The 20,535-nt window shown below is 73.8% G+C and carries 21 protein-coding genes; 12 read left to right on the forward strand and 9 right to left on the reverse strand.

All coding sequences use genetic code 11. The features are described from left to right. Window positions 1-306 precede the first annotated feature (306 nt). The gene (locus V6U82_RS29290; protein ID WP_334467002.1) at window positions 307-972 is read right to left on the reverse strand and encodes a class I SAM-dependent methyltransferase; all 666 of its coding nucleotides are present in this window, start codon (window positions 970-972) and stop codon (window positions 307-309) included. A 72-nt stretch (window positions 973-1,044) separates the two neighbouring features. On the opposite strand from V6U82_RS29290, the gene V6U82_RS29295 reads away from it, so the two are divergent. After that, window positions 1,045-1,911 carry a serine hydrolase gene (locus V6U82_RS29295; RefSeq protein WP_334467005.1) on the forward strand — a complete coding sequence of 289 codons (867 nt, stop codon included), beginning with the start codon at window positions 1,045-1,047 and terminating at the stop codon, window positions 1,909-1,911. 5 nt (window positions 1,912-1,916) lie between these two features. On the opposite strand, the gene V6U82_RS29300 is transcribed toward V6U82_RS29295, so the two are convergent. Next, entirely contained in the window at window positions 1,917-2,714 is a 798-nt protein-coding gene (locus V6U82_RS29300) for a tyrosine-protein phosphatase (RefSeq protein WP_334467008.1), read from the reverse strand. A gap of 44 nt (window positions 2,715-2,758) precedes the next feature. Here V6U82_RS29300 and V6U82_RS29305 point away from each other — a divergent pair, with 44 nt between their 5' ends. Both V6U82_RS29305 and V6U82_RS29310 read left to right on the forward strand, forming a co-directional pair. Beyond that, on the forward strand, window positions 2,759-3,856 hold the full coding sequence (locus V6U82_RS29305; RefSeq protein ID WP_334467010.1) for a mandelate racemase/muconate lactonizing enzyme family protein: 1,098 nt from the start codon (window positions 2,759-2,761) through the stop codon (window positions 3,854-3,856). 57 nt (window positions 3,857-3,913) lie between these two features. Then, the gene (locus tag V6U82_RS29310; protein ID WP_334467013.1) at window positions 3,914-5,005 is read left to right on the forward strand and encodes a C40 family peptidase; all 1,092 of its coding nucleotides are present in this window, start codon (window positions 3,914-3,916) and stop codon (window positions 5,003-5,005) included. Window positions 5,006-5,061: 56 nt separating this feature from the next. Here the strand turns inward: V6U82_RS29310 and V6U82_RS29315 are convergent, their stop codons facing one another. Then, a complete protein-coding gene (locus V6U82_RS29315; RefSeq protein ID WP_013287495.1) occupies window positions 5,062-6,060 on the reverse strand; it encodes a TerC family protein in 999 nt (332 codons plus the stop codon). Between the two features lie 388 nt (window positions 6,061-6,448). On the opposite strand from V6U82_RS29315, the gene V6U82_RS29320 reads away from it, so the two are divergent. Then, window positions 6,449-6,742: an antibiotic biosynthesis monooxygenase family protein gene (locus V6U82_RS29320; protein ID WP_128138380.1), complete on the forward strand. Its 294-nt coding sequence runs from the start codon at window positions 6,449-6,451 to the stop codon at window positions 6,740-6,742. Between the two features lie 102 nt (window positions 6,743-6,844). Here V6U82_RS29320 and V6U82_RS29325 read toward each other — a convergent pair whose 3' ends face one another. From V6U82_RS29325 to uvrB, 4 genes are all read right to left on the reverse strand, one after another. After that, a complete protein-coding gene (locus V6U82_RS29325) occupies window positions 6,845-7,744 on the reverse strand; it encodes a DUF5753 domain-containing protein (RefSeq protein ID WP_128138379.1) in 900 nt (299 codons plus the stop codon). Window positions 7,745-7,829: 85 nt separating this feature from the next. Further along, the gene (locus V6U82_RS29330) at window positions 7,830-8,198 is read right to left on the reverse strand and encodes a VOC family protein (protein ID WP_128138378.1); all 369 of its coding nucleotides are present in this window, start codon (window positions 8,196-8,198) and stop codon (window positions 7,830-7,832) included. 25 nt (window positions 8,199-8,223) lie between these two features. Next, window positions 8,224-9,060 carry a helix-turn-helix domain-containing protein gene (locus V6U82_RS29335; protein ID WP_334467016.1) on the reverse strand — a complete coding sequence of 279 codons (837 nt, stop codon included), beginning with the start codon at window positions 9,058-9,060 and terminating at the stop codon, window positions 8,224-8,226. A 25-nt stretch (window positions 9,061-9,085) separates the two neighbouring features. Then, window positions 9,086-11,191: an excinuclease ABC subunit UvrB gene (gene uvrB / locus V6U82_RS29340; RefSeq protein ID WP_128139006.1), complete on the reverse strand. Its 2,106-nt coding sequence runs from the start codon at window positions 11,189-11,191 to the stop codon at window positions 9,086-9,088. A gap of 296 nt (window positions 11,192-11,487) precedes the next feature. Here uvrB and V6U82_RS29345 point away from each other — a divergent pair, with 296 nt between their 5' ends. Further along, a complete protein-coding gene (locus V6U82_RS29345) occupies window positions 11,488-13,113 on the forward strand; it encodes a hypothetical protein (RefSeq protein ID WP_334467020.1) in 1,626 nt (541 codons plus the stop codon). Window positions 13,114-13,158: 45 nt separating this feature from the next. Here V6U82_RS29345 and coaE read toward each other — a convergent pair whose 3' ends face one another. Both coaE and rpsA read right to left on the reverse strand, forming a co-directional pair. Beyond that, window positions 13,159-14,337 (reverse strand): dephospho-CoA kinase, encoded by a 1,179-nt coding sequence (gene coaE / locus V6U82_RS29350; protein ID WP_334467023.1) that lies wholly within the window; start codon window positions 14,335-14,337, stop codon window positions 13,159-13,161. Window positions 14,338-14,498: 161 nt separating this feature from the next. Beyond that, window positions 14,499-16,028 (reverse strand): 30S ribosomal protein S1, encoded by a 1,530-nt coding sequence (rpsA, locus tag V6U82_RS29355; RefSeq protein WP_334467026.1) that lies wholly within the window; start codon window positions 16,026-16,028, stop codon window positions 14,499-14,501. A 312-nt stretch (window positions 16,029-16,340) separates the two neighbouring features. Between rpsA and V6U82_RS29360 the strand changes: the two genes are divergently transcribed. From V6U82_RS29360 to V6U82_RS29390, 7 genes are all read left to right on the forward strand, one after another. Next, complete coding sequence (locus tag V6U82_RS29360; protein WP_334467028.1) at window positions 16,341-17,144, forward strand: class I SAM-dependent methyltransferase; 804 nt, start codon at window positions 16,341-16,343, stop codon at window positions 17,142-17,144. A 107-nt stretch (window positions 17,145-17,251) separates the two neighbouring features. Beyond that, a complete protein-coding gene (locus tag V6U82_RS29365) occupies window positions 17,252-17,803 on the forward strand; it encodes a Uma2 family endonuclease (RefSeq protein ID WP_073830919.1) in 552 nt (183 codons plus the stop codon). 41 nt (window positions 17,804-17,844) lie between these two features. Beyond that, the gene (locus V6U82_RS29370; protein WP_043329581.1) at window positions 17,845-18,063 is read left to right on the forward strand and encodes a DUF2945 domain-containing protein; all 219 of its coding nucleotides are present in this window, start codon (window positions 17,845-17,847) and stop codon (window positions 18,061-18,063) included. Continuing rightward, window positions 18,050-18,397, forward strand: a complete 348-nt coding sequence (locus V6U82_RS29375) for a DUF3140 domain-containing protein (protein ID WP_128138975.1) — start codon at window positions 18,050-18,052, stop codon at window positions 18,395-18,397. Before V6U82_RS29370 ends, V6U82_RS29375 begins: the two co-directional genes overlap by 14 nt. A 41-nt stretch (window positions 18,398-18,438) precedes the next feature. After that, window positions 18,439-19,305: a CPBP family intramembrane glutamic endopeptidase gene (locus V6U82_RS29380; protein WP_334467043.1), complete on the forward strand. Its 867-nt coding sequence runs from the start codon at window positions 18,439-18,441 to the stop codon at window positions 19,303-19,305. A gap of 40 nt (window positions 19,306-19,345) precedes the next feature. Further along, on the forward strand, window positions 19,346-20,095 hold the full coding sequence (locus V6U82_RS29385) for an SDR family NAD(P)-dependent oxidoreductase (protein ID WP_334467045.1): 750 nt from the start codon (window positions 19,346-19,348) through the stop codon (window positions 20,093-20,095). A 16-nt stretch (window positions 20,096-20,111) separates the two neighbouring features. Continuing rightward, complete coding sequence (locus V6U82_RS29390) at window positions 20,112-20,477, forward strand: MerR family transcriptional regulator (RefSeq protein WP_334467047.1); 366 nt, start codon at window positions 20,112-20,114, stop codon at window positions 20,475-20,477. Window positions 20,478-20,535: the final 58 nt, after the last annotated feature.

A 20,535-nucleotide genomic window follows, 5' to 3' on the forward strand; every position in this document is an offset into this window, starting at 1 on the left:
CCCTCCCCCCTTCCCCCTCCCCCCTTCCCCACCCGTCTCCGCCCGCCCGCCGCCGCCCGCCGCTGGACGATCATGAGGTTGGCGGCAGTCCTGGAGATCAAATCCGCCGCCAACTTCATGATCGACGGATCGGGTGCGAGATCTTGGTGCGAAATGGCCCCTATAGGGGCGCTTTGCTTCCAAGATCTCCAGGGTTTCGTGGTGCGGACGCGGGATCCCGACACTCGGGAACGGCCGGCCACGTGCGCGAGACGGCACGACGGGCGGCCACGGGTGCGGGCGGCGGGCGGGGTCGGCAGGGTGGGGTCAGGTGGGCTTGGTGGCCTCCAGGGCCAGGACGTCGGGGACGGGGCCGGAGCCGGACTCCACCACCCGGGTCAGCCGCAGTCCGGCGGCCGCCACGGCGTCCAGCAGGCCGGCCAGGGGCAGATGCCAGGCGCCCACCCGGGCCCGCACCCCGGTCGCGTTCCACGAGCGGACCGTGCGCTCGCGCGAGGCGTACCCGCCGTCGATCACGATCCGCTCCGGCTCGGACCGGTCGGCGAACGCGCCCACGAAGCACGGGTGCACGCCGACGTGCACCAGCCGGCCGCCGGGCGCCAGCACCCGCGCCGCCTCCGCGACCGCCGCCGGATAGTCCGGCATGTCGGTGTGCGCGAGCACGCAGACCACCGCCGGTACGGCGCCGGTGGCGAGTGGCAACGCGGTCGCGTCGGCCCGGGCCACCGGCAGCCGGGCGCGGGCGTGGCGTAGCTGCCCGCCGGACAGATCCACCCCCACCGGTGTCCACCCGAGACGGCGCACCTCGGCCGCGTGCGCCCCGGTGCCGCAGCACAGGTCCACGCACCGGCCCGGCCCGTCGCCCAGCAGGTCGGCCAGCACCGACCGGACCCGGTCCATGTAGACCGACGAGGTCTCGCCGGCGTACTCCTCGTACCAGTCGGCGATGTCGTCGTACAACGGGGTCGTCATCTCCGCACGCTAGCCCGCACCCGTGATCGCCGCTGCCCCGCGTACGCCGCGAAGATCCGCTACGGTGCGCACATGATCTGGGAGGACCTCGACGCGCACCTGAACCAGGTGCCCGGAACCGTCTCCGCGTACGTGGGCCGCCCCGGCGCGCAACCCACGTGGACGCGGCGGGCCGACGCCACCCACTACGCGGCGAGCACGATGAAGCTGGCCGTGCTGGCGGCGCTGTTCCGTGCCGCCGAGGCCGGCCGGCTCGACCTGGACGCGCCGGTGCCGGTGCGCAACTCGTTCGACTCCGCGCTGCCCGGCGCGCCCCGGTTCGCCAACGACCGCGACTACGACAACGACGAGGCGGTCTGGGACCGCGTCGGCGGTGAGGCGCCGCTGCGCTGGCTCGCCGAACGGATGATCATCCGGTCCAGCAACCTGGCCACGAACATCTGCATCGGCCAGGTCGGGCTGCCCGCCGTGGCGCAGGCGTGGGCGCTCGCCGGGGCGCGGCACAGCGTCACCGGCCGCGGCATCGAGGACTTCGCCGCCCGCGACTCCGGCATCGACAACCTGGTCACCGCCGCCGACCTGGCCGCCCTGCTCGGTGAGCTGGCGCTCGGCGCGACCCGGCCCGGCCCGCTCGCCTCGCCGGCCGGCTGCGCCGCCATGCTCGACGTGCTCGTCGCGCAGGAACACCGCGAGGACCTGGCCGCCGGGCTGCCCGATGGCACCCGGATCGCGCACAAGAACGGCTGGGTACGCGGTGTGCGCCACGGCGCGGGCGTGGTGTTCCCGGACGACGCGCCGCCGTACACGATCGTCGTCTGCACCACCACCGACCTGGCCGACGGCGGCGCGGACGGCGACGAGGTCGAAGACGACGCCTGCCGGCTGATCGCGCACGTCTCCGAGCGGGTCTGGGCCGCCCGGCACGACCTGGCGGGCTGACCCGGCTACTCCAGCAGCCGGTCGCGCAACGCGGCGCGGTCGGCGTCGGTCACCCCCAGACCGTCCCGCAGGTACGCCTCGAACGAGCCGTGCGCGCGGCGCACCTCGTCGTAGGCGGCGTCCAGGTATTCGGGGCGCACCTCCAGCAGCGGCCGGGCGACCGCCGGGTCCAGGTCCGGCCGGCGCTGGATCATCGCCGACAGCAGCACCTCGCGCAGGCTCTCGGTCAGCTCGTTGTGCACCAGGTAGTCGGCGCGGATCGCCTCCTCCTCCACCCCCAGCGCGGTCAGCAGCACCACCGACAGCCAGCCGGTGCGGTCCTTGCCGGCCGAGCAGTGGAACAGCAGCGGCAGGTTCGCCCCGTCGGCGGCCAGCCGCACCGCTTCGCCGAACCCGGCCCGCGCCGACTCACCGGTGACGAACCAGCGGTAGATCGCCGTCATCGCCCCGGGCATGCCCTCGCGGGCCAGCGCCGCGTACGCGTCCAGGTCGTGGCCCTGCAACACCGCCGAGACGTACGTGAACACCGGGTGTGCCGCGTCGTAGACCGGCAGGTGCACCGTGCGGGGCTCCCCCACCAGCCGGTCCGGCGGGGCCACCGCCTGCTCGTGGACGTCGCGCAGGTCCACCACGCACGCCGGGCCGAGCTTGCCCAGCACCGGCAGGTCGTCGTCGGTCAGCCGGCCCAGCGCGGGCGTGCGGATGAGCCGCCCCGCCCGTACCCGCCGCCCGTCGGTCGTCGGCAGTCCACCCAGGTCACGCGCGTTCGGCGCGCCCACCAGCTCCCATTCCCGCCCGGCCATCGGCCCTCCCCTGCTCGGTGCCAGTTGGCTATAGGGTGCCCCACATGACGATCGCCGCGGTACGCACCCACCGGCTCTCGGCCCCCTTACACACCCCGTTCGTCACCGCGCTGCGCCGCACCACCACCGTGGACACGCTGGTCGTGGAGGTGGTCGACGGCGACGGGCGCCCGGGTTTCGGGGAGGCGCCGCAGGTCTGGCAGGTCACCGGCGCGTCGGTGGCGGGCGCCGAGGCGTGCGTACGCGAACTGCTCGCGCCGCTGCTGATCGGCCGCGACGCCGACGACCTCCAGGCGGCCTGCGCGCTGGTGCGCCGCGCCGTGGTGGGCAACGAGTCGGCGAAGGCGGCGGTCGACGTGGCGCTGCACGACCTGGCCGCGCGGCGGCTCGGCGTACCCCTGGTGCGCCTGCTCGGCGGCACGGCGCTGCGCGTGCCGACCGACGTCACGCTGGCCGCCGGTGACGCGGTCGACCTGGCGGCGACGGCGGCGCGGCGCGGCGCCGAGGGGTTCACCGTGCTCAAGCTCAAGGTCGGCACGGACGCCCGCGGCGACCTGGACCGGGTCCGCGCGGTGCGCGCCGCGGTCGGGCCGGACGTGCGGATCCGGCTGGACGCCAACCAGGGCTGGACGCCCCGGGAGGCGGTCCGGGTGATCCGGGCGATCGAGGACGCGGGGCTCGACGTGGAGCTGGTCGAGCAGCCGGTGCACCGCCGCGACCTGGACGGGCTGGCCTGGGTCAGCGACCGGGTGGACCTGCCGATCCTGGCCGACGAGTCCGTCTTCGACGTGCGCGACCTGGTCGAGGTGATCCGGCGGCGGGCCGCCGACATGGTCAACGTGAAGCTGGCCAAGTGCGGCGGCCTGCAGCCGGCCCGCACGCTGCTCGACCTGGCCGCCGCGCACGGCATGGGCACCGTCGTCGGTTCGATGATGGAAGGGCCGGTGGGGGTCGGCGCCGCGGCCAGCCTGGTCGCCGCCTACGGCACCACGGCCGTGTCGGACCTCGACGCCGCCTGGTGGCTGGCCTGGTCGCCGGTCGCCGGGGGCATCCGGTACGAGGCCGCGAGCGTGCTGCTGCCGGACGCGCCGGGACTGGGCGTCACCGGGCTGCGTGAAGCTAAAATTCAGACACATGCTTGAGCATCGTCAGAATTTTTCATATGGTCGCCCCGACGACCACCGCAGAGAGGGGTACGCGTGGCGCCTCAGCCCGGCCGCCGGGCCGTCGTACGGGTACCGGTGGCGACCCTCTGGACCGCGCCCGAGGCGGTACGTCCGGTCGACTGCCCCGCCCTCGCCGGCTCCCCCGACGTCGCCGCCTGGATCGCCGGCATGGACCGCGACCAGCTCGTCGGTGACTGCGTCCTGACCCAGCTCCTGCTCGGCGAGCCGGTGCGCGTCACCGAGGCCCGGCCGGACGGCTGGGTACGGGTGGTGGCGCTGGGCCAGCCCGCCGCGAAGCTCGGCGCGGACGGCTACCCGGGCTGGCTGCGGGCCGCCCACCTGGCCGATCCGGCCGATGCCGACGCGTCCTCCACTCATCCGGCCGATGTCGGCGCCGCTCCGTCCGCCACCGCTCCGTCCGGCCCTGCTCCGTCCGCCACCGCTCTGTCCGGCACTGCTTCGGCCGGGCCGGCGCCGGTCGGTTCCGGCCCGTCCGGTCCCGGTCAGGCGCGCTCCGGTCCGGCCGGCTCCGGTTCGGCGGCCGGCAGGCCACTGACCGTCGACGTCGCCCGCACCGCGTTGCGCGCCGCACCGGACGGCGACCCGGCGCTCACCGGCGTGGTCCTCGGCACCCGGCTCACCCCGGCCGGGCCCGCGGTAGACGGCAGGCGTCCGGTCCGCGTACCCGGGCGGGCCGACCCGCTCTGGGCCACCGAGGACGACCTGGTGCCGCTGCCCGCCGAGCGCCCGGAGGCCGAGAAGGTGCTCGCGGTCGCCGAGCGGCTGCGCGACCTGGTCTACGTCTGGGGCGGCATGTCCACCGACGGCATCGACTGTTCCGGCCTGGTGCACCTGGCCTGGCGGCGGTACGGGATCACACTCCCCCGTGACGCCGACGACCAGGCGGCGGCGACCTCGCAGGTGCCGCTGGACGCCGAACGCCCCGGCGACCTCTACTTCTTCGCCCGGCCCGGCCGGCGCATCCACCACGTCGGGATCGTGTCGGCCGAGCCGCGCGGCGGCCGGCGCCGGATGCTGCACGCCTGCTACCTGACCCGCCGGGTGGTCGAGGAGGAGCTGCCCGCCGACCGGACCGCCACCCTCGTCGGCGCCCACCGCGTCTGACCCCTGACACGCCGCGGGCGCCCCCGGGATGGGAGCGCCCCGGCGGTACGGGTGGGTCAGCGGCGGGCCTGGGCCAGTTCCCGGCGCCGGTCCCGCGACGACTTCGCCAGGCTGGCGGCCGTGGCCACGGCCAGGGTGCCGAGGATGACAGTGAGCGAGAGCCAGATCGGGATGTGCGGGGCCCACGCCACGTGCTCGCCGCCGTTGATGAACGGCAGGTTGTTCTCGGCCAGCGCCTCCAGCACCAGCTTCACGCCGATGAAGCCGAGCACCACGGCCAGCCCGTAGCTGAGGTAGATGAGCCGGTCCAGCAGGCCGCCGAGCAGGAAGTAGAGCTGCCGCAGCCCCATCAGCGCGAAGACGTTGGCGGTGAAGACCAGGTACGGCTCCTGGGTGATGCCGAAGATCGCCGGGATCGAGTCCAGCGCGAAGATCAGGTCGGTGGTGCCGATCGCGATCATCACGATGAGCATCGGGGTGAACAGGCGCCGCCCGTGCTCGTGGGTGGTCATCCGCGCCCCGTCGTAGTCGCGGGACAGCGGCAGCGCCTTGCGGCTCCACCGGATCAGCAGGTTCTCGCTGAACTCGTCCTCGTCCGGCTCGCCCTGGCGGGCCAGGTTCACCGCGGTGTAGATGAGGAACGCGCCGAAGATGTAGAACACCCAGGAGAACTGGGAGATCAGGGCCGCGCCGGCCGCGATGAAGCCACCCCGCATGATCAGCGCCAGGATGATGCCGACGAGCAGCACCTTCTGCTGGTACTGCCGGGGCACCCCGAACCGCGCCATGATGATCACGAAGACGAAGAGGTTGTCCACCGAGAGGCTGTACTCGGTGAGCCAGCCGGTGTAGAACTCGCCTGCCACGCGGCCACCGGCGGTCAGCCAGAGCACCACGCCGAACAGCAGCGCCAGGCCGACGTAGAAGCCCACCCACAGGCTGGACTCTCGGACGCTCGGCTCGTGCGGCCGCCGGCCGATGATGAACAGGTCGGCGAGCAGGACCGCGATCATCGCGATCAGCGTTACCGCCCACACCAATGCGGACACGTTCAAATCCATCCTCCGGCAGACACGCTGCGTCGGGCACACCGTACGCCGGGTGTGGTGCCGGGGTGCGTCGACGCTGACAGGGGTGACTGTCGGAGGTCTCTTCCGCCGGAGCCCGGGTGCCGGGTTCCGACCGGCGGAGCCGGGTCGGGCCACCGGGGGTGCCGGCGCTCTTCCGTGCTGACGACTCCGTCGCGGGGGAATACTCCCCTCCTCGGCCGCCATTGTTCACCATCGCACCCAGGTGGCGCATCTCCGGGGCACCCGTCGATCTCTCGACGTGCCGCGGCTCACGTCGCGCAGTGCGTCCTAGGAGGCTAGCCATCCGCTCGTGGGCGCGCCGGGACGTCACCCGGGGCGTACCCGCGGCGGGACGGCATGGCAGGCTGCCGGCATGGTTCTTGAGGTCGCGCTGATCGATGTCACGCCCGGACACGAGGACGAGTTCGCCGCCGCCTACGCGCAGGCGCGGCCGATCCTCGCCGGCGCCGAAGGCTGCCGCTCCGTGCGGATGACCCGGGGCGTGGAGTCGCCCACCCGGTTCGTGCTGCTCGTCGAGTGGGACTCGGTCGAGGCGCACGACGTGAACTTCCGCCAGACCGAGCGGTTCGCGCAGTGGCGCGGGCTGATCGGCCCGCACTTCGCCGGTCCGCCGCTGGTCGAGCACTTCGTCGACGTTCCGGCCTGAACTGTCGTACCGCTGCCGTAGCCTGCGCGCTGCGCGGCCACCGGTCCCGACGGGCATCGGGGGCGCCGGGCCCGGTGGTCGCGCCTCACGGACGGCGTGCGCTCACTCCAGCTCGTGCGGATCGCGCGGCCGGGGCACCGGCGCCGCGCCGAGCCGCCGGGCCACCAGCTCGGCCGACGCGTCCGCCGGCAGTGCCGCCGCCAGCAGCCGCTCGATGACCCGCTCGTAGTGGGTCACGTCCGCCTCGGCGACCAGCCGCAGGTCGGTGGTGAGCGTTTCCACCAGCACGGTGCGCGGGTCCTCCGGGTCGGGGTAGGAGTAGTACGAGAACGGCGCCAGCGGGTGCGGTCCGTCGCCGCTCGACGCCGCGGACCGCAGCACCCGGACGGTGACGCGGGGCCGTTCGGCGAGCGCGAGCAGATGCCGCATCTGATCGCGCCACACGTCGGCAGGCAGGCCGTCCGGGTCGCAGACGCGCTCGTCCACCAGTGCGGTGTAGTGCGGCGGGTCCGGCCGGATCAGCAGCTCCTGGCGTGCCACCCGGGCGCGCACGTCGGCCTCCACGTCCACCTCCCCGGCCAGCGCCGCGCCGGCCGCCACGCGCAGCCGGGCGTACGCGGGGGTCTGGAGCAGCCCGGGCACCAGCACGCACTGGTACTCCACGATGCGCTCCGCGCCCGCCTCCAGCTCGGCGTACGCCCGCTGGCGCTCCCCCATCTCGCCGAGCGCCTTCGACCAGCCCCGCCCGGTGGCGGCGTCGCGCGCGATGACGATCAGCTCGTCCCGCTGCGGCGGCGGCACCTCGTAGACGTCGAGCAGGTCGAGCACGTCGGCCAGGTCGGGCCGGCTCTGCCCCAGCTCGATGCGGGACAGCTTCGAGGTGGACGCCCAGCCCAGCCGGGCGCAGACCTGCTCCAGTGTGAGCGACTCGCGACGGCGCAGCCGGCGCAGCTCCACACCGAGCCTCGCCCTCCGGACCACAGGACTTGCTGACAACGGCATGCACGCCTCCCGGGAGGGAGCGTACGCATCACCGTCACGCTCGGCAATACCTCGCCCACACAGCGCAACCGTGCGGGCGGTGCGCTCAGGGCCGGTACGTGCCGAACGACCAGACCAGCCCGGCCAGGTCGCGGGCGGCGTAGTCACGCGAGCCGTAGTCGGTGTCGAACGGCGCCCGGACGATCTCCGCCCCGGCCGCCCGGGCGTGCTCGTGGTGCGCGTCGACGTCGTCGAGCGCCACGTAGACGCGGTAGTCGTCGTCGGCGGGCCGCGATCCGGGCGCCGGCCCCGGGCCGAGCATCACCAGGCCGTCGCCGTACGCCAGCTCGGCGTGGCCGATCGTGCCGTCGGGGAGTTCGTGGGCCTCGCGCACGGTGAAGCCGAACGCGGAACAGAGGAAGCCGGCGGCGGCTCGCACGTCGGGATACCGCAGGACCGGATAGATGCTTCGCATGGCCGCCAGTCTGCCGTCGGGGCGGTCAGGCCGGATTGGACGAATGCGATCCGGGCGCGGTCAGCGCGGCCGGGGTGGCTCCGGCGAACTCGCGGAACTCCCGGATCAGGTGCGACTGGTCGTAGTAGCCCCACCGGGCGGCCCGCTCCGCCCATCCGGCCTGGTCCGGCACGGCGGCGTCCGCGGTGAGCAGCGTCCGGCCCAGGCTCGCGTACGCCCGCTCGAAGCGCAGCAGGCGGGCGACAGTCTTCGGCGGCAGGCCGAACTCCCGCCGGAACCGGACCGACAGGTGGCGGCGGGACCAGCCCAGTTCCCCGGCGAGCGCGGCCACGCCGACCGCTCCCCCGCTGCCGTCCAGGCGCCGCCAGGCCGCCAGCAGGTGCGGGTCCAGCGGCGCGGTCGACGCCAGCCGGGCGGCCAGGGCGGCGTCGAGCCGGGCGAAGCGCTCCGGCCAGCCCGGATCGCCGGCCAGCTCGTCGCGCAGCCGGGCCAGCCAGCCCGCCACCGCGTCGACGGGCACCGCCCGGTTGGTCAGCTCGGCCAGCGGCAGCCCGAGCAGGCGGCGGGCCGCCGGGGCGGTCAGCAGCACCTGAATCCCGGTGCCGGTCCCGGCCGTCCGGGTGGCGCACCAGCCGTCGAACGGGCCGGCCAGGAAGGCGTTGGCGGCGTACGCGCCCCGCCCGGGGGCACGCGGGTCGGTCACGTCCAGCGGGTCGCCCCAGCCGAGGATCAGCACGACGAACGCGCCCGCCACCTCACGGCGCACGTGCGGGACGGGCGCGTCCTCGCGGTAGCCGAGGTAGCGGTCCACCCACTGGCGCAGCCGCGGATCGGGCCGCCCGATGACGGCCTCGGTCAGCATCGCGCCGCCCCGGCCGTCGCGCCGGTCACCGGACCCCTGCGGCGTCCATCCCGCGCAGTTCCTTCTTGAGGTCGGCGACCTCGTCACGGATCCGCGCGGCCAGCTCGAACTGCAGCTCGCGCGCGGCGGCGAGCATCTGGTCGTTGAGTTCCTGGATGAGGTTGGCCAGGTCGGCGCGGGCCATCCCCTCGCGCGACGGGGTCGCGGCGGCACCCCGGCGGCTGCGCGTCTCCTTGACCGGCGCCTTGCCCCGGGACAACTGCCGCACGGCCCCGCCGACGTTGCTGTTCTCGGTGTCCTCCGCCTCGCGGTAGATGTCGTCGAGGATGTCGTGGATCTTCTTGCGCAGCGGCTCCGGCTTGATCCCGTTGGCCTCGTTGTGCGCGATCTGCTTGGCCCGGCGCCGGTTGGTCTCGTCGATCGCGTCCGCCATCGACGGCGTGATCTTGTCGGCGTACATGTGGACCTGGCCGGAGACGTTACGGGCCGCGCGACCGATGGTCTGGATCAGCGACCGGCCACTGCGCAGGAAGCCCTCCTTGTCGGCGTCGAGGATCGCCACCAGCGAGACCTCGGGCAGGTCGAGACCCTCCCGGAGCAGGTTGATCCCGACGAGCACGTCGTAGTCGCCCTTGCGCAGCTCGCTCAGCAGCTCGACGCGGCGCAGCGTGTCGACCTCGGAGTGCAGGTAACGCACCCGGATGCCGTTCTCCAGCAGGTAGTCGGAGAGGTCCTCGGCCATCTTCTTGGTGAGCGTGGTGACCAGCACCCGCTCGTCCCGCTCGGTACGCAGCTTGATCTCGTGCATCAGGTCGTCGATCTGCCCCTTGGTCGGCTTGACGACCACCTCGGGGTCGATCAGGCCGGTGGGCCGGATCACCTGCTCGACGAACTCGCCCTGCGCCTGCTCCAGCTCCCACGGGCCGGGCGTGGCGGAGAGGAAGACCATCTGGCCCACCCGCTCCAGGAACTCGTCGAAGCGCAGCGGCCGGTTGTCCGCCGCGCTGGGGAGCCGGAAGCCGTGGTCGATGAGCATCCGCTTACGGGAGGCGTCGCCCTCGTACATGCCGCCGATCTGCGGGATCGTCACGTGCGACTCGTCGACCACCGTGAGGAAGTCGTCGGGGAAGTAGTCGAGCAGACAGTGCGGCGGGCTGCCCGGCAGCCGGCCGTCGATGTGCATGGAGTAGTTCTCGATGCCGGAGCAGAAGCCCACCTGGCGCATCATCTCGATGTCGTAGGTGGTGCGCATGCGCAGCCGCTGGGCCTCCAGCAGCTTGCCCTGCCGTTCCAGCTCGGCCAGCCGCTCACCCAGCTCGGCCTCGATGTCGCGGATCGCCCGCTCCATCCGCTCCGGACCGGCGGCGTAGTGCGTGGCCGGGAAGATCATCAGGCTGTCGACCTCGCGGACCACGTCACCGGTCAGCGGGTTGAGGTAGTAGAGCTTTTCGATCTCGTCACCGAACAGCTCGATCCGGACCGCCAGCTCCTCGTACGCCGGGATGATCTCCAGCGTGTCGCCGCGGACCCGGAACGTGCCGCGCTGGAAGGCCATGTCGTTGCGCGCGTACTGGATGTCGACCAGCCGGCGCAGCAACTGGTCGCGGTCCAGCTCCTGCCCGACCTTGACCCGCACGGCCCGGTCGAGGTATTCCTCCGGCGTGCCCAGGCCGTAGATCGCCGACACGGTGGCGACGACGATCACGTCCCGCCGGGTGAGCAGCGACATCGTGGCCGAGTGCCGCAGCCGCTCGACCTCCTCGTTGATCGAGGAGTCCTTCTCGATGTAGGTGTCGGTCTGCGGGATGTACGCCTCGGGCTGGTAGTAGTCGTAGTAGGAGACGAAGTATTCGACCGCGTTCTGCGGCAGCAGCTCGCCGAACTCCTTCGCGAGCTGGGCGGCGAGGGTCTTGTTGGGGGCGAGCACCAGGGTCGGCCGCTGGAGCCGCTCGACCAGCCACGCCGTGGTGGCGCTCTTGCCCGTGCCGGTCGCGCCGAGCAGCACCGTGTTGCGGTCGCCGCGCCGCACGCGACGCTCAAGCTCGTCGATGGCAGCCGGCTGGTCACCGGCCGGCTGGAACTCACTGACGACCTGGAAGCGGCCGTCGAGCCGGGGAATGTCGAGCGCCATGACACCAACGGTACGCCCGAGGTCCGACACTTCCGGCCACGACCACGGACCGTCCCTGATCGGCTTCGATATTCCCATTGTGTGGCTCATCTCACCGGTCTACCCTCGTACCGTAGGCCGCTCGCGGCGGCCGACCGGGCCGGTGATCGCCCCTCGCGGGCCGGTCGCCCCCGGCGCCAGGGCCGCAGCACCCGGGACGACCGGCGTGCGCGCCGACGGTGGTCGCGCGCAGCGCTGACCGGCCGCCGCGAGCGCCCCTGCTCGTCACCGAAACCCCGCTCTCGCGTTCTCCACTCGTGGGGACCTCTCCCGAGCGCCGGCCGCGACGCGAGCCCGACACCGGCACGCCCCCGCCCGCCGACGAACCGGGCCGCCAGCGCGGCGCGAGCCGCGCCCACCGGCTCTCCGCGCGGGGCGACGGGGACCAGGCCGTACCCCGGGAGCCGGGTCGCGGCCACCGGCGCGGCCGCACCAGCACACCGACCCGGCCCGCCACGGTGGCCGGCCGGCGCCGCCGGGCCGGCCTGTTCGACGGCCGCCGTCCCCCGCTCACCACCCGCCCGGACGGCGACCCGGAACTGGACGGCGCCGACGATCCGCCCGACGGGCCGGACCGGCGCCGGATCGCACTCGCCGCGCTCGTGGCGGCCGCCGCGATCTCCGCCGTGACGCTCGTCGCCGCCCTGCTGACGTGGGCACCCGACGGCGCCGACGAGACCGGGACGGCCCGCCCGCTCACCGCCGCCGAGGCCGATCGGATGGCCGCGCTGCGGGTCACCAACCTGCGCGACGTACGCGCCGGCGTCCGGGTCACCGTCGGCGCGGACGGCGCCCGTACCGAACTGGTCGGCTGGGTCGACTGGGCCCGCTCCCTGGTCTACCTGGATGTCGGCGGCCCGGGCGCGGGCGCCGACCGGGGCCTGGTCCAGGCCACCGCGTCCGCGTTGCTGGTACGGCCCGACCCCGGCGCGCTCCCCACCCCGGCCCGGCCCCCGCTGGTGCCGCCGGCGGACCGGTGGCGGATGCGGGAGGCGACCGGCGGGCACGGCCTGGACGCGGTACGCGACCTGCTGATCGGGCTCGGCGCCGACCGGGTCGACACGCCCGCCGCCGACGGCCGGTGGCTGCGCCACGACCGGGTCGGCGGCGTCCCGGTGGACGTGCTCCAGGCGACCCTCGCACCGGCTGGTGACCCGCCGCCGACGCTGTGGGTGGACGCGGACGCCCGGCTGCACCGGCTCACCGGTCGGCTGGCCGACGGCACACCCGTCACCGTCGACCTGATCCGCGCCGACCGGCCCACCCTGCATCCGGTGGACGCCCTCGGCGGCCAGCCCGGGCAGCCGCGGGCGCTCACCGACGACGAGGCCGCCCGGCTGGCCGCGCTGCCCGCCCGGCTCCGGGCACTGGGCGTCGCGGCGGTGACGGTGACCGCTCCGCTCGCCCCGTCGGCCGACCTGCGGGCGACCGGCACGGTCGACTGGACGAGCCCGTCGGCGTACCTCACGGTGATCGAGGAGGGCAGCGGCCGGCGTACCCTCCGCTGGGCCCGGCCGGGGCGGGTGGCCGAGATTCCGCGGTCTCCGGACGGGCCCGCCACGCCCCCGGCCCCGGTGCCGGCCGTGCTGCTCGCGGCGCCCGCACGCCCGCCCGGCGACGACCTGGACCGGCTGCTCGACGCGGCGCTACGGGCGTCTGCGCGCCCGCCGGCCGGTGACACCGTCCGGGTCCGGGAGGACCGCCTGGACGACCGGACGGTCGACGTGTTCGAGCTGCCGGGCGGCCGCCGTCTGTGGCTGGACCGCGGTGGTCTGCCGCGCCGGATGGAACTGCGGACCGGGTCGGGCGTGTGGATCCGGCTCGACCTCACCCCGGGGCGCGCGGCCGGCAGCGGCGGGTCGTCGGCCTCGACGTCACGCTGAGCCGGCGTGGCCTCCGCGGTCCGCTCGGCCGCGCTCCCGGTCCGGTCAGGGCCGCCAGCCGGTCTGCGCGGCCCACTCCTCGGCGCGCAGGTGCTCCTCGTCGAACCAGGGGTCGGTGACCGTGCCCCAGGCGGCGTGCTCCGGCGCGGCCGCCGCGAGATCCCGCTTCACCTGCAGGTAGTCGCCGCGCCGCGCCGGGTCGGCGCGCAGGTGGTCACGCATCAGCAGCGCGTACCGCCAGCCGGGCGAACCGGCCTCCCGCAGGTGCAGGCGCACCGGACGCCCCGGGTCCGCGCCGCCGTGCAGCCGCTTGGGCCAGCGCACCGGCTCCGGCTGCGGCGGGGCGTCCCACCACTCACCCGGCAGGCGCGGGAAACCCGCATCGGCCAGCCGCTGCGCGAGCGGGCCGTCCGCCTCGTCGAGCGACGACACCGTCACCTGGACGTCGATCACGTCCGGGGCGGCGATCCCCGGCACGGCGGTGGAGCCGACGTGGTCGACGCGGATGTCACCGCCCGCGGCGTGGCGGATCCGGGCGGCCAGCCGGGCGTACTGCTCGGGCCACGTCGGGTCCGGCCCGGCGAGCGCCGCCGGGTCGGGCGGGACGGCGCGGCGCTCGCGGACGTTGCGCTCGTAGGGCAGCAGGCGGTCCCGCCAGAGGGTGTCCACCGCGGTGTGCAGCTCGGTGAGCGTGCCGTCGTTGGTGAGCAGCACGTCGGCGACCGCGCCGCGGGTGGCGTCGTCGGCCTGCGCGGCGATGCGCCGCTGCGCCTCCTCCGCGGCCATGCCCCGGTCGCGGGTCAGCCGGGCCATCCGGGTCGGCACGGCCGTCTGCACCACGACCACCAGGTGGTACGTCGGCGCGAGTCCCACCTCGACCAGCAGCGGTACGTCGTTCACGACGATCGCGTCGGCGGGCGCGGCGGCGACCAGTTCGGCGCTGCGCGCGCGTACCCGGGGATGGGTGATCCCTTCGAGCGTGCGGCGGGCGGCCTCGTCGCCGAAGACCAGCGCGCCGAGGGCGGCCCGGTCCAGCGCCCCGCCGGCGTCCAGGATCTTCTCGGAGAAGGCGGCGACCACCTCGGCCAGCCCGTCGGTGCCGGGCGCGACGATCTCGCGGGCGATGCGGTCCGAGTCGACGATCACCGCGCCCAGCGCGGCGAGGCGGCTCGCCACCGCGCTCTTGCCCGATCCGATTCCGCCGGTCAGCCCCACCTTCAGCACCCCGACAGTCAACCGGATCCGGTGTCCGCGTGCCAAACCCGCCCGGCGTACGACGCGGGCCCCGCCCCCGGCGCTCCGCTGGTGCGGAACGCGGGGACGGGGCCCGTCGTCAGAGGCAGTCGCCGGTTCGTCCGGTGGGACGGACCCGCGTCAGCGTCCGGTCACTTGCCGCCGGCGAGCTTCTCCCGCAGCGCGGCGAGCGCCTCGTCGGTCGCGAGCGTGCCGGCCGGCTCCTCGGCCTGACGGCTCGGGGCCGAGGTCGAGGTCGAGGTGGTGCCGGTGGTGGCCGGAGCCGGGTTGGCGGCGGCCTCGGCGTCGGCGGCGCGGGAGGTCTGCACCTGCTTGGTGTGGGCCTCCCAGCGCTGACGCGCCTCGGCGTACTGCTGCTCCCAGGTCTCGCGCTGCTTGTCGTAGCCCTCGAGCCACTCGCCCGTCTCCGGGTCGAAGCCCTCCGGGTAGATGTAGTTGCCCTGCTCGTCGTACGTCGCGGCCATGCCGTAGAGGGTCGGGTCGAAGTGCTCCTCGCCCTCGACGAAGCCCTCGTTGGCCTGCTTGAGCGACAGCGAGATCCGGCGGCGCTCCAGGTCGATGTCGATGACCTTGACCATGACCTCGGAGCCGACCTGCACGACCTGCTCCGGGATCTCCACGTGGCGCTCGGCCAGCTCGGAGATGTGGACCAGGCCCTCGATGCCGTCGTCCACCCGGACGAACGCGCCGAACGGCACCAGCTTGGTGACCTTACCCGGCACGATCTGCTGGATCGCGTGGGTGCGGGCGAACTGACGCCACGGGTCCTCCTGGGTCGCCTTCAGCGACAGCGAGACCCGCTCGCGGTCCAGGTCGACGTCCAGGACCTCGACCTCGACCTCCTGGCCCACCTCGACGACCTCGGACGGGTGGTCGATGTGCTTCCAGGACAGCTCGGAGACGTGCACGAGACCGTCCACGCCGCCCAGGTCGACGAACGCGCCGAAGTTGACGATCGAGGAGACGACGCCCTTGCGGACCTGCCCCTTCTGGAGCTTGTTGAGGAACTCGGTGCGCACCTCGGACTGCGTCTGCTCCAGCCAGGCACGGCGGGACAGGACCACGTTGTTGCGGTTCTTGTCCAGCTCGATGATCTTGGCTTCGAGCTCGCGGCCGACGTACGGCTGCAGGTCACGCACACGCCGCATCTCGACGAGCGACGCGGGCAGGAAGCCACGCAGGCCGATGTCGAGGATGAGACCACCCTTGACGACCTCGATGACCGAACCGCGGACGACGCCGTCCTCGTCCTTGATCTTCTCGATCGTGCCCCAGGCCCGCTCGTACTGCGCCCGCTTCTTGGAGAGGATCAGCCGACCCTCCTTGTCCTCCTTCTGGAGGACGAGGGCCTCGATGTGGTCGCCCACCGAAACGACCTCGGCCGGGTCCACGTCGTGCTTGATCGACAGCTCCCGAGAGGGGATGACACCCTCGGTCTTGTAGCCGATGTCGAGCAGGACCTCGTCCCGATCGACCTTGACGACGGTGCCTTCGACAATGTCGCCGTCGTTGAAGTACTTGATGGTCTCGTCGATCGCGGCGAGGAAAGCTTCCTCAGAGCCGAGGTCGTCGTGGGTGACCTTGTTGGCGCTCGAGGTGGCCTCGATGCTGCTCGTCATGTGGGCGGTTGCTCCGGTCGGATGGGTTGTCACAGCGGGCATGGGTGTCGCGGTGACTCTTCCGCGCCAACGGATCCGTCGCCGGGCACACCGAACGATCGACGCGAGAAGATCATTAGTGGCTCCGGTGACCGCGCACCTGCTCCCTGCCGAGGCACACGATCCGCGAGCGCATCGTCTAGCCTACCCGCTGCATTACCACAGCGTGCAAGCCCTCCCGGGTCCGTGCGAACTCATCCGCTGCGAAAGCGGAGATTTTGCGCGGTAAGGTGCCACAGCTGTCTCGTCCGTCACACCTGCCCCGGCCGCCACCCCCACCGCACCGGTCCGGGCCGCCGGACCTAGCGTGAACCCGTGGACGACGACAGGGTGACCCGCCGACGGGTCGACGCCGGTGAGATCCGCCGCGCCAACCGCGGATGGTGGGACACCGACGCCGACGCGTACCAGGCCGAGCACGGCGCGTTCCTCGGCGACGCCGACTTCGTCTGGTGCCCGGAAGGGCTGCGCGAGGCCGACGCCCGGCTGCTCGGCGACGTGGCCGGCCGGCGGATCCTCGAACTCGGCGCCGGGGCGGCCGCCGCCGCCCGCTGGCTCGCCGCCCGGGGCGCCCGGCCGGTCGCGCTGGACCTGTCCGCCGGCATGTTGCGGCACGCCGCCGAGGCCGCCGACCGCACCGGGGTACGCGTGCCGCTGGTGCAGGCCGACGCGCTCGCGCTGCCGTTCGCCGACGCCGCGTTCGACACGGTCTGCACCGCGTTCGGCGCGATCCCGTTCGTGGACGACTCGGCGGCGGCGATGCGCGAGGTGGCGAGGGTGCTGCGCCCCGGCGGCCGGTGGGTCTTCTCGGTCACCCACCCGATGCGCTGGATCTTCCTGGACGACCCGGGCGAGGGCGGGCTGACCGCCGTGCACTCGTACTTCGACCGCTCCCCCTACGTCGAGCAGGACGAGCACGGGGTGGCCACGTACGTCGAGCAGCACCGCACCCTGGGCGACCGGATCCGGGAGCTGGTCGGCGCCGGTTTCCGCCTGCTGGACCTGGTGGAACCGGAGTGGCCGGCCGGACACGAGGGGATCTGGGGCCAGTGGAGCCCGCTGCGCGGCCGGCTGTTCCCCGGCACCGCCATCTTCGTCGCCGAGAAGCCGGCGGACTGAGCGCGTCGCACGTCCGGTGCGACATGAACTCCGGCACCCGGCGGTACGCTCGCCGCATGAGCGCCGAGCCCGTCCCGACATCACCTGGCCCCTGGTGTCCGGACCCGATGCGGCAGCAGCGTGCGGACTACACGCTGGAGGATCTGCTCACCCTGCCGGACGACGCCCCCCGCGTCGAACTCGTCGACGGAGTCTTCCAGGTGACACCCTCCCCCACCCTGGGCCACCAGGACATCTCCCTCCTGCTCAGCCTCTGGCTGCGGTCGCACGCTCCAGCCGGGCTGCGGGTCGCCCAGGCCATCGGAGTCGGGCTCAGCCCCAACACCAGCCGGCAACCGGACGTCCTGCTCCACCACGCCGGGCTGCCGAGCGACCGGTCCCTCCTGCGCCCGGCGGACGTCGTCCTGGCCGTCGAGATCGTCTCCCCCGGCACCCGCCGGGTCGACCGGTTCGCCAAGCCGGGCGAGTACGCCGCCGCGGGGATTCCCTTCTACTGGCGGATCGAGCAGGATCCGGTGCACCTCTACGCGTACCGCCTCGGTGACCGGATCGGCCCGGGCGGCGAACGGCAGTACGAGTTGGTGGACGACAGCAGCGAGGTGATCGAGCTGTCCGAGCCCTTCGCGATCAAGCTGCCGATCGCGGAGATCCGGCCCTGACGACGCCGTTACTCGGTATCCACTCCGGGTAACCGGGCGGCATGGCCGAGAAGGAGTTCCACGCCGGGGATCACGTCTCCTGGGCCAGTCACAGCGGCCGGGCGTACGGCGTCGTCAAGGAGAAGCTGACCGAGCGCACCCACGTACGCGGGCACACCGTCAACGCCTCGCCGGAGCAGCCGCAGTACCGGATCACCAACGACGACTCGGGCCGCGACGTGGCCCACCGCCCGGAGGTGCTTCGCCATGAGTCGCGCTGAGGACCCGCAGCAGACGTACCGGGAGTTCACCGACGCGGTGAACATGAAGCCGGGCGAGCTGTCCCGCTGGCTGGAGAGCGAGGAGTCCAAACACGTCGGCTGGCACAAGAAGGGCACCCAGGGCGGCGAGTCGGTCGGCCACGACTCCGGCCGGCGCATCGTCGACCTGTTGCGCCGCAAGCGCGCCGACCTCACCGCCGCCGACTACAAGCACATGCGCAAGGTGATCGGATACGTGCATCGGCACCTGGCGCAACGTCCCGCCGGCGACGTCCGGGACACCAGGTGGCGCTGGTCGCTGATGAACTGGGGGCACGACCCGCTCAAGAGCTGACCCCGTCGGGTCGTTGGCCGCGCGTTGGTACCGTGCCGGCGATGACGACAGACGTCTCGATCGCCGGCCGTCATCCCCGCGCCGGACGGGTGGTCCTCCTCGCGGGCCTCGGGCTCGTCGCCGTCGCGGCGCTCCTCCTGGTGGCGACCGGCAACACCGGCATCAGGTACAGCGCCGACCACGACGGCACCGTACCGATGTGGAGCCGGTGGATCCCGGCGCTGGCCGGGATCGCGCTGATCCGGCTGATCCCGCCCGCTCCGGACCCGAGGTGGCCGGACCCGGTTGCGCCCTACCGCGAGGCGGTGCCGCTGCTGCTGGCCGGAGTCGCGTTCGCCGCCGTCATGCCACTGCTGGGCGGCGAACCCGCGTACACCGTGCTGAAGCTGACGCTGCTGCTCGGCGTACCCCTTGTGGTGTTCCTGGCCGCGCGCCGGCGGCCGCCACGGTGGCAGCCGGGGCCGGCCCCGGCGGACGCCGCCCACCGGTGGGGTCCGGCGCTGCCGGTGGCGGTGTGGCTGGTGCTCAGCTACGCGACGCCGCTGTCCGTGCCGGCGAGCGACTGGGGGCGGACCGTCACGCCGGTCGAGCTGGTCGTCACGCTGCTGGTGGCCTTCGCGGTGAACGCGCTGCTGGAGGAGGTCTTCTACCGGCGGTGGCTGCAGACCCGGTGGGAGTCGCTGCTGGGGCGCTGGCCGGCGATCGTGCTCGCGTCGCTGGTGTGGGCGGCCTGGCACGTGGCCATCCAGGGCAGCGGCCGGCCCGCCGTCGACCTGGCGTCGGTGATCGTGAACCAGGGGGTCGCCGGGCTGTTCCTCGGCTACCTGTGGTCGCGGTACCGCCGGATGTGGCCGCTGCTCGTGGTGCACGGCGCGGTCAACGCGATGCCGGTCCTGATCGGCCTCTGACTTGACCCTGCCGCAGGCGGCAGGGTCGCACGATGCCGGCATGGAACGCCGCACCCCACGCGTCGCCGTGGTCACCGGTGCGGGGACCGGCATCGGCCGGGCCACCGCACGCTCCCTCGCCACCTCCGGGTACGCCGTGGTCGCCGTCGGCCGGCGCGCCGCGCCGCTGACGGAGACCGCCGCCGGCCGCCCGGACATCACGCCGTTGACCGCCGACGTCACCGCGCCCGACGCGCCCGGCCGGATCGTCGGCGCCGCTCTCGACCGGTACGGCCGCCTCGACGTCCTGGTCAACAACGCCGGGGTGGCGGGCGGCGGGCCGCTGGCGGACCTCGACGAGGAGGCCGCCCGGCGGCAGCTGGACACGAACCTGCTGGCCCCGATCCGGCTGGCGCACGCCGCCGCCGAGGCGCTCGCCGCGACGGGCGGCGTGATCGTCAACGTCACCACGTCGGTCGGTCTGCGTGCCTGGCCGGGCAGTTCGGTGTACGCGGCGGGCAAGGCCGCGCTGGACTCGCTGACCCGCAGCTGGGCGGTGGAACTCGCGCCGCTCGGCGTCCGGGTGGTGGCGGTGGCGCCCGGCGCGATCGACACCCCCATCGGAGTGCACAGTGGCCTCTCCCCCGAGCGGCACGCGGCGGTGCGGGACTGGCAGCTCGCACACACCCCGGCGGGCCGGATCGGCCGGCCGGAGGACGTAGCCTGGGCGATCCGGCGGCTGTGCGAGCCGGAGGCGGACTTCGTCACCGGTGTGGTGCTGCCGGTGGACGGGGGCGCGGTGGTCGCGTGAGAGGACGGTGGCGGCGGTGCGAATCGGCGCGGTGGCGAAGGCGACGGGTTGCACGCCGCGTGCCCTGCGGCACTACGAGGAACACGGGCTCATCGCCTCGGTCCGGGCGGCGAACGGCTACCGCGAGTACGACGACGGGGTCGTCACCCGGGTCCGCAACATCCGTCACCTGCTCGACGCCGGGCTGACGCTGGACGACGTGCGGGTCTTCCTGCCCTGCCTGGACGGGGACGTGGCCTCGGCGCCGCCGTCTCCGGCCGGGCTACGGGTCGGCCGGGAGCGGCTGGCCGTGCTGGAGGCCCGGATCGCCGCCCAGGTGGCCGTCCGCGACCGCCTGGCCGCCGCCCTCCAGGCCGCCTCGCCTCCGCCTCTTACCCGGTGATCAAGGAGTTTGTGTCCCCGAACAGGCTCGGGCGTGCCACAAACTCCTTGATCACCGC

This window comes from Micromonospora sp. CPCC 205554, assembly GCF_036902745.1.
Classification (GTDB): Bacteria; Actinomycetota; Actinomycetes; order Mycobacteriales; family Micromonosporaceae; genus Micromonospora; species Micromonospora tulbaghiae.

Bases quoted from the DNA above. Each gene is read 5' to 3' on its own strand.
- V6U82_RS29290 (WP_334467002.1), bottom strand. From the start codon at position 972: ATGACGACCCCGTTGTACGACGACATCGCCGACTGGTACGAGGAGTAC.
- V6U82_RS29295 (WP_334467005.1), top strand. From the start codon at position 1,045: ATGATCTGGGAGGACCTCGACGCGCACCTGAACCAGGTGCCCGGAACC.
- V6U82_RS29300 (WP_334467008.1), bottom strand. From the start codon at position 2,714: ATGGCCGGGCGGGAATGGGAGCTGGTGGGCGCGCCGAACGCGCGTGAC.
- V6U82_RS29305 (WP_334467010.1), top strand. From the start codon at position 2,759: ATGACGATCGCCGCGGTACGCACCCACCGGCTCTCGGCCCCCTTACAC.
- V6U82_RS29320 (WP_128138380.1), top strand. From the start codon at position 6,449: ATGGTTCTTGAGGTCGCGCTGATCGATGTCACGCCCGGACACGAGGAC.
- V6U82_RS29325 (WP_128138379.1), bottom strand. From the start codon at position 7,744: ATGCCGTTGTCAGCAAGTCCTGTGGTCCGGAGGGCGAGGCTCGGTGTG.
- V6U82_RS29330 (WP_128138378.1), bottom strand. From the start codon at position 8,198: ATGCGAAGCATCTATCCGGTCCTGCGGTATCCCGACGTGCGAGCCGCC.
- V6U82_RS29335 (WP_334467016.1), bottom strand. From the start codon at position 9,060: ATGCTGACCGAGGCCGTCATCGGGCGGCCCGATCCGCGGCTGCGCCAG.
- uvrB (WP_128139006.1), bottom strand. From the start codon at position 11,191: ATGGCGCTCGACATTCCCCGGCTCGACGGCCGCTTCCAGGTCGTCAGT.
- rpsA (WP_334467026.1), bottom strand. From the start codon at position 16,028: ATGCCCGCTGTGACAACCCATCCGACCGGAGCAACCGCCCACATGACG.
- V6U82_RS29365 (WP_073830919.1), top strand. From the start codon at position 17,252: ATGCGGCAGCAGCGTGCGGACTACACGCTGGAGGATCTGCTCACCCTG.
- V6U82_RS29370 (WP_043329581.1), top strand. From the start codon at position 17,845: ATGGCCGAGAAGGAGTTCCACGCCGGGGATCACGTCTCCTGGGCCAGT.
- V6U82_RS29375 (WP_128138975.1), top strand. From the start codon at position 18,050: ATGAGTCGCGCTGAGGACCCGCAGCAGACGTACCGGGAGTTCACCGAC.
- V6U82_RS29380 (WP_334467043.1), top strand. From the start codon at position 18,439: ATGACGACAGACGTCTCGATCGCCGGCCGTCATCCCCGCGCCGGACGG.
- V6U82_RS29385 (WP_334467045.1), top strand. From the start codon at position 19,346: ATGGAACGCCGCACCCCACGCGTCGCCGTGGTCACCGGTGCGGGGACC.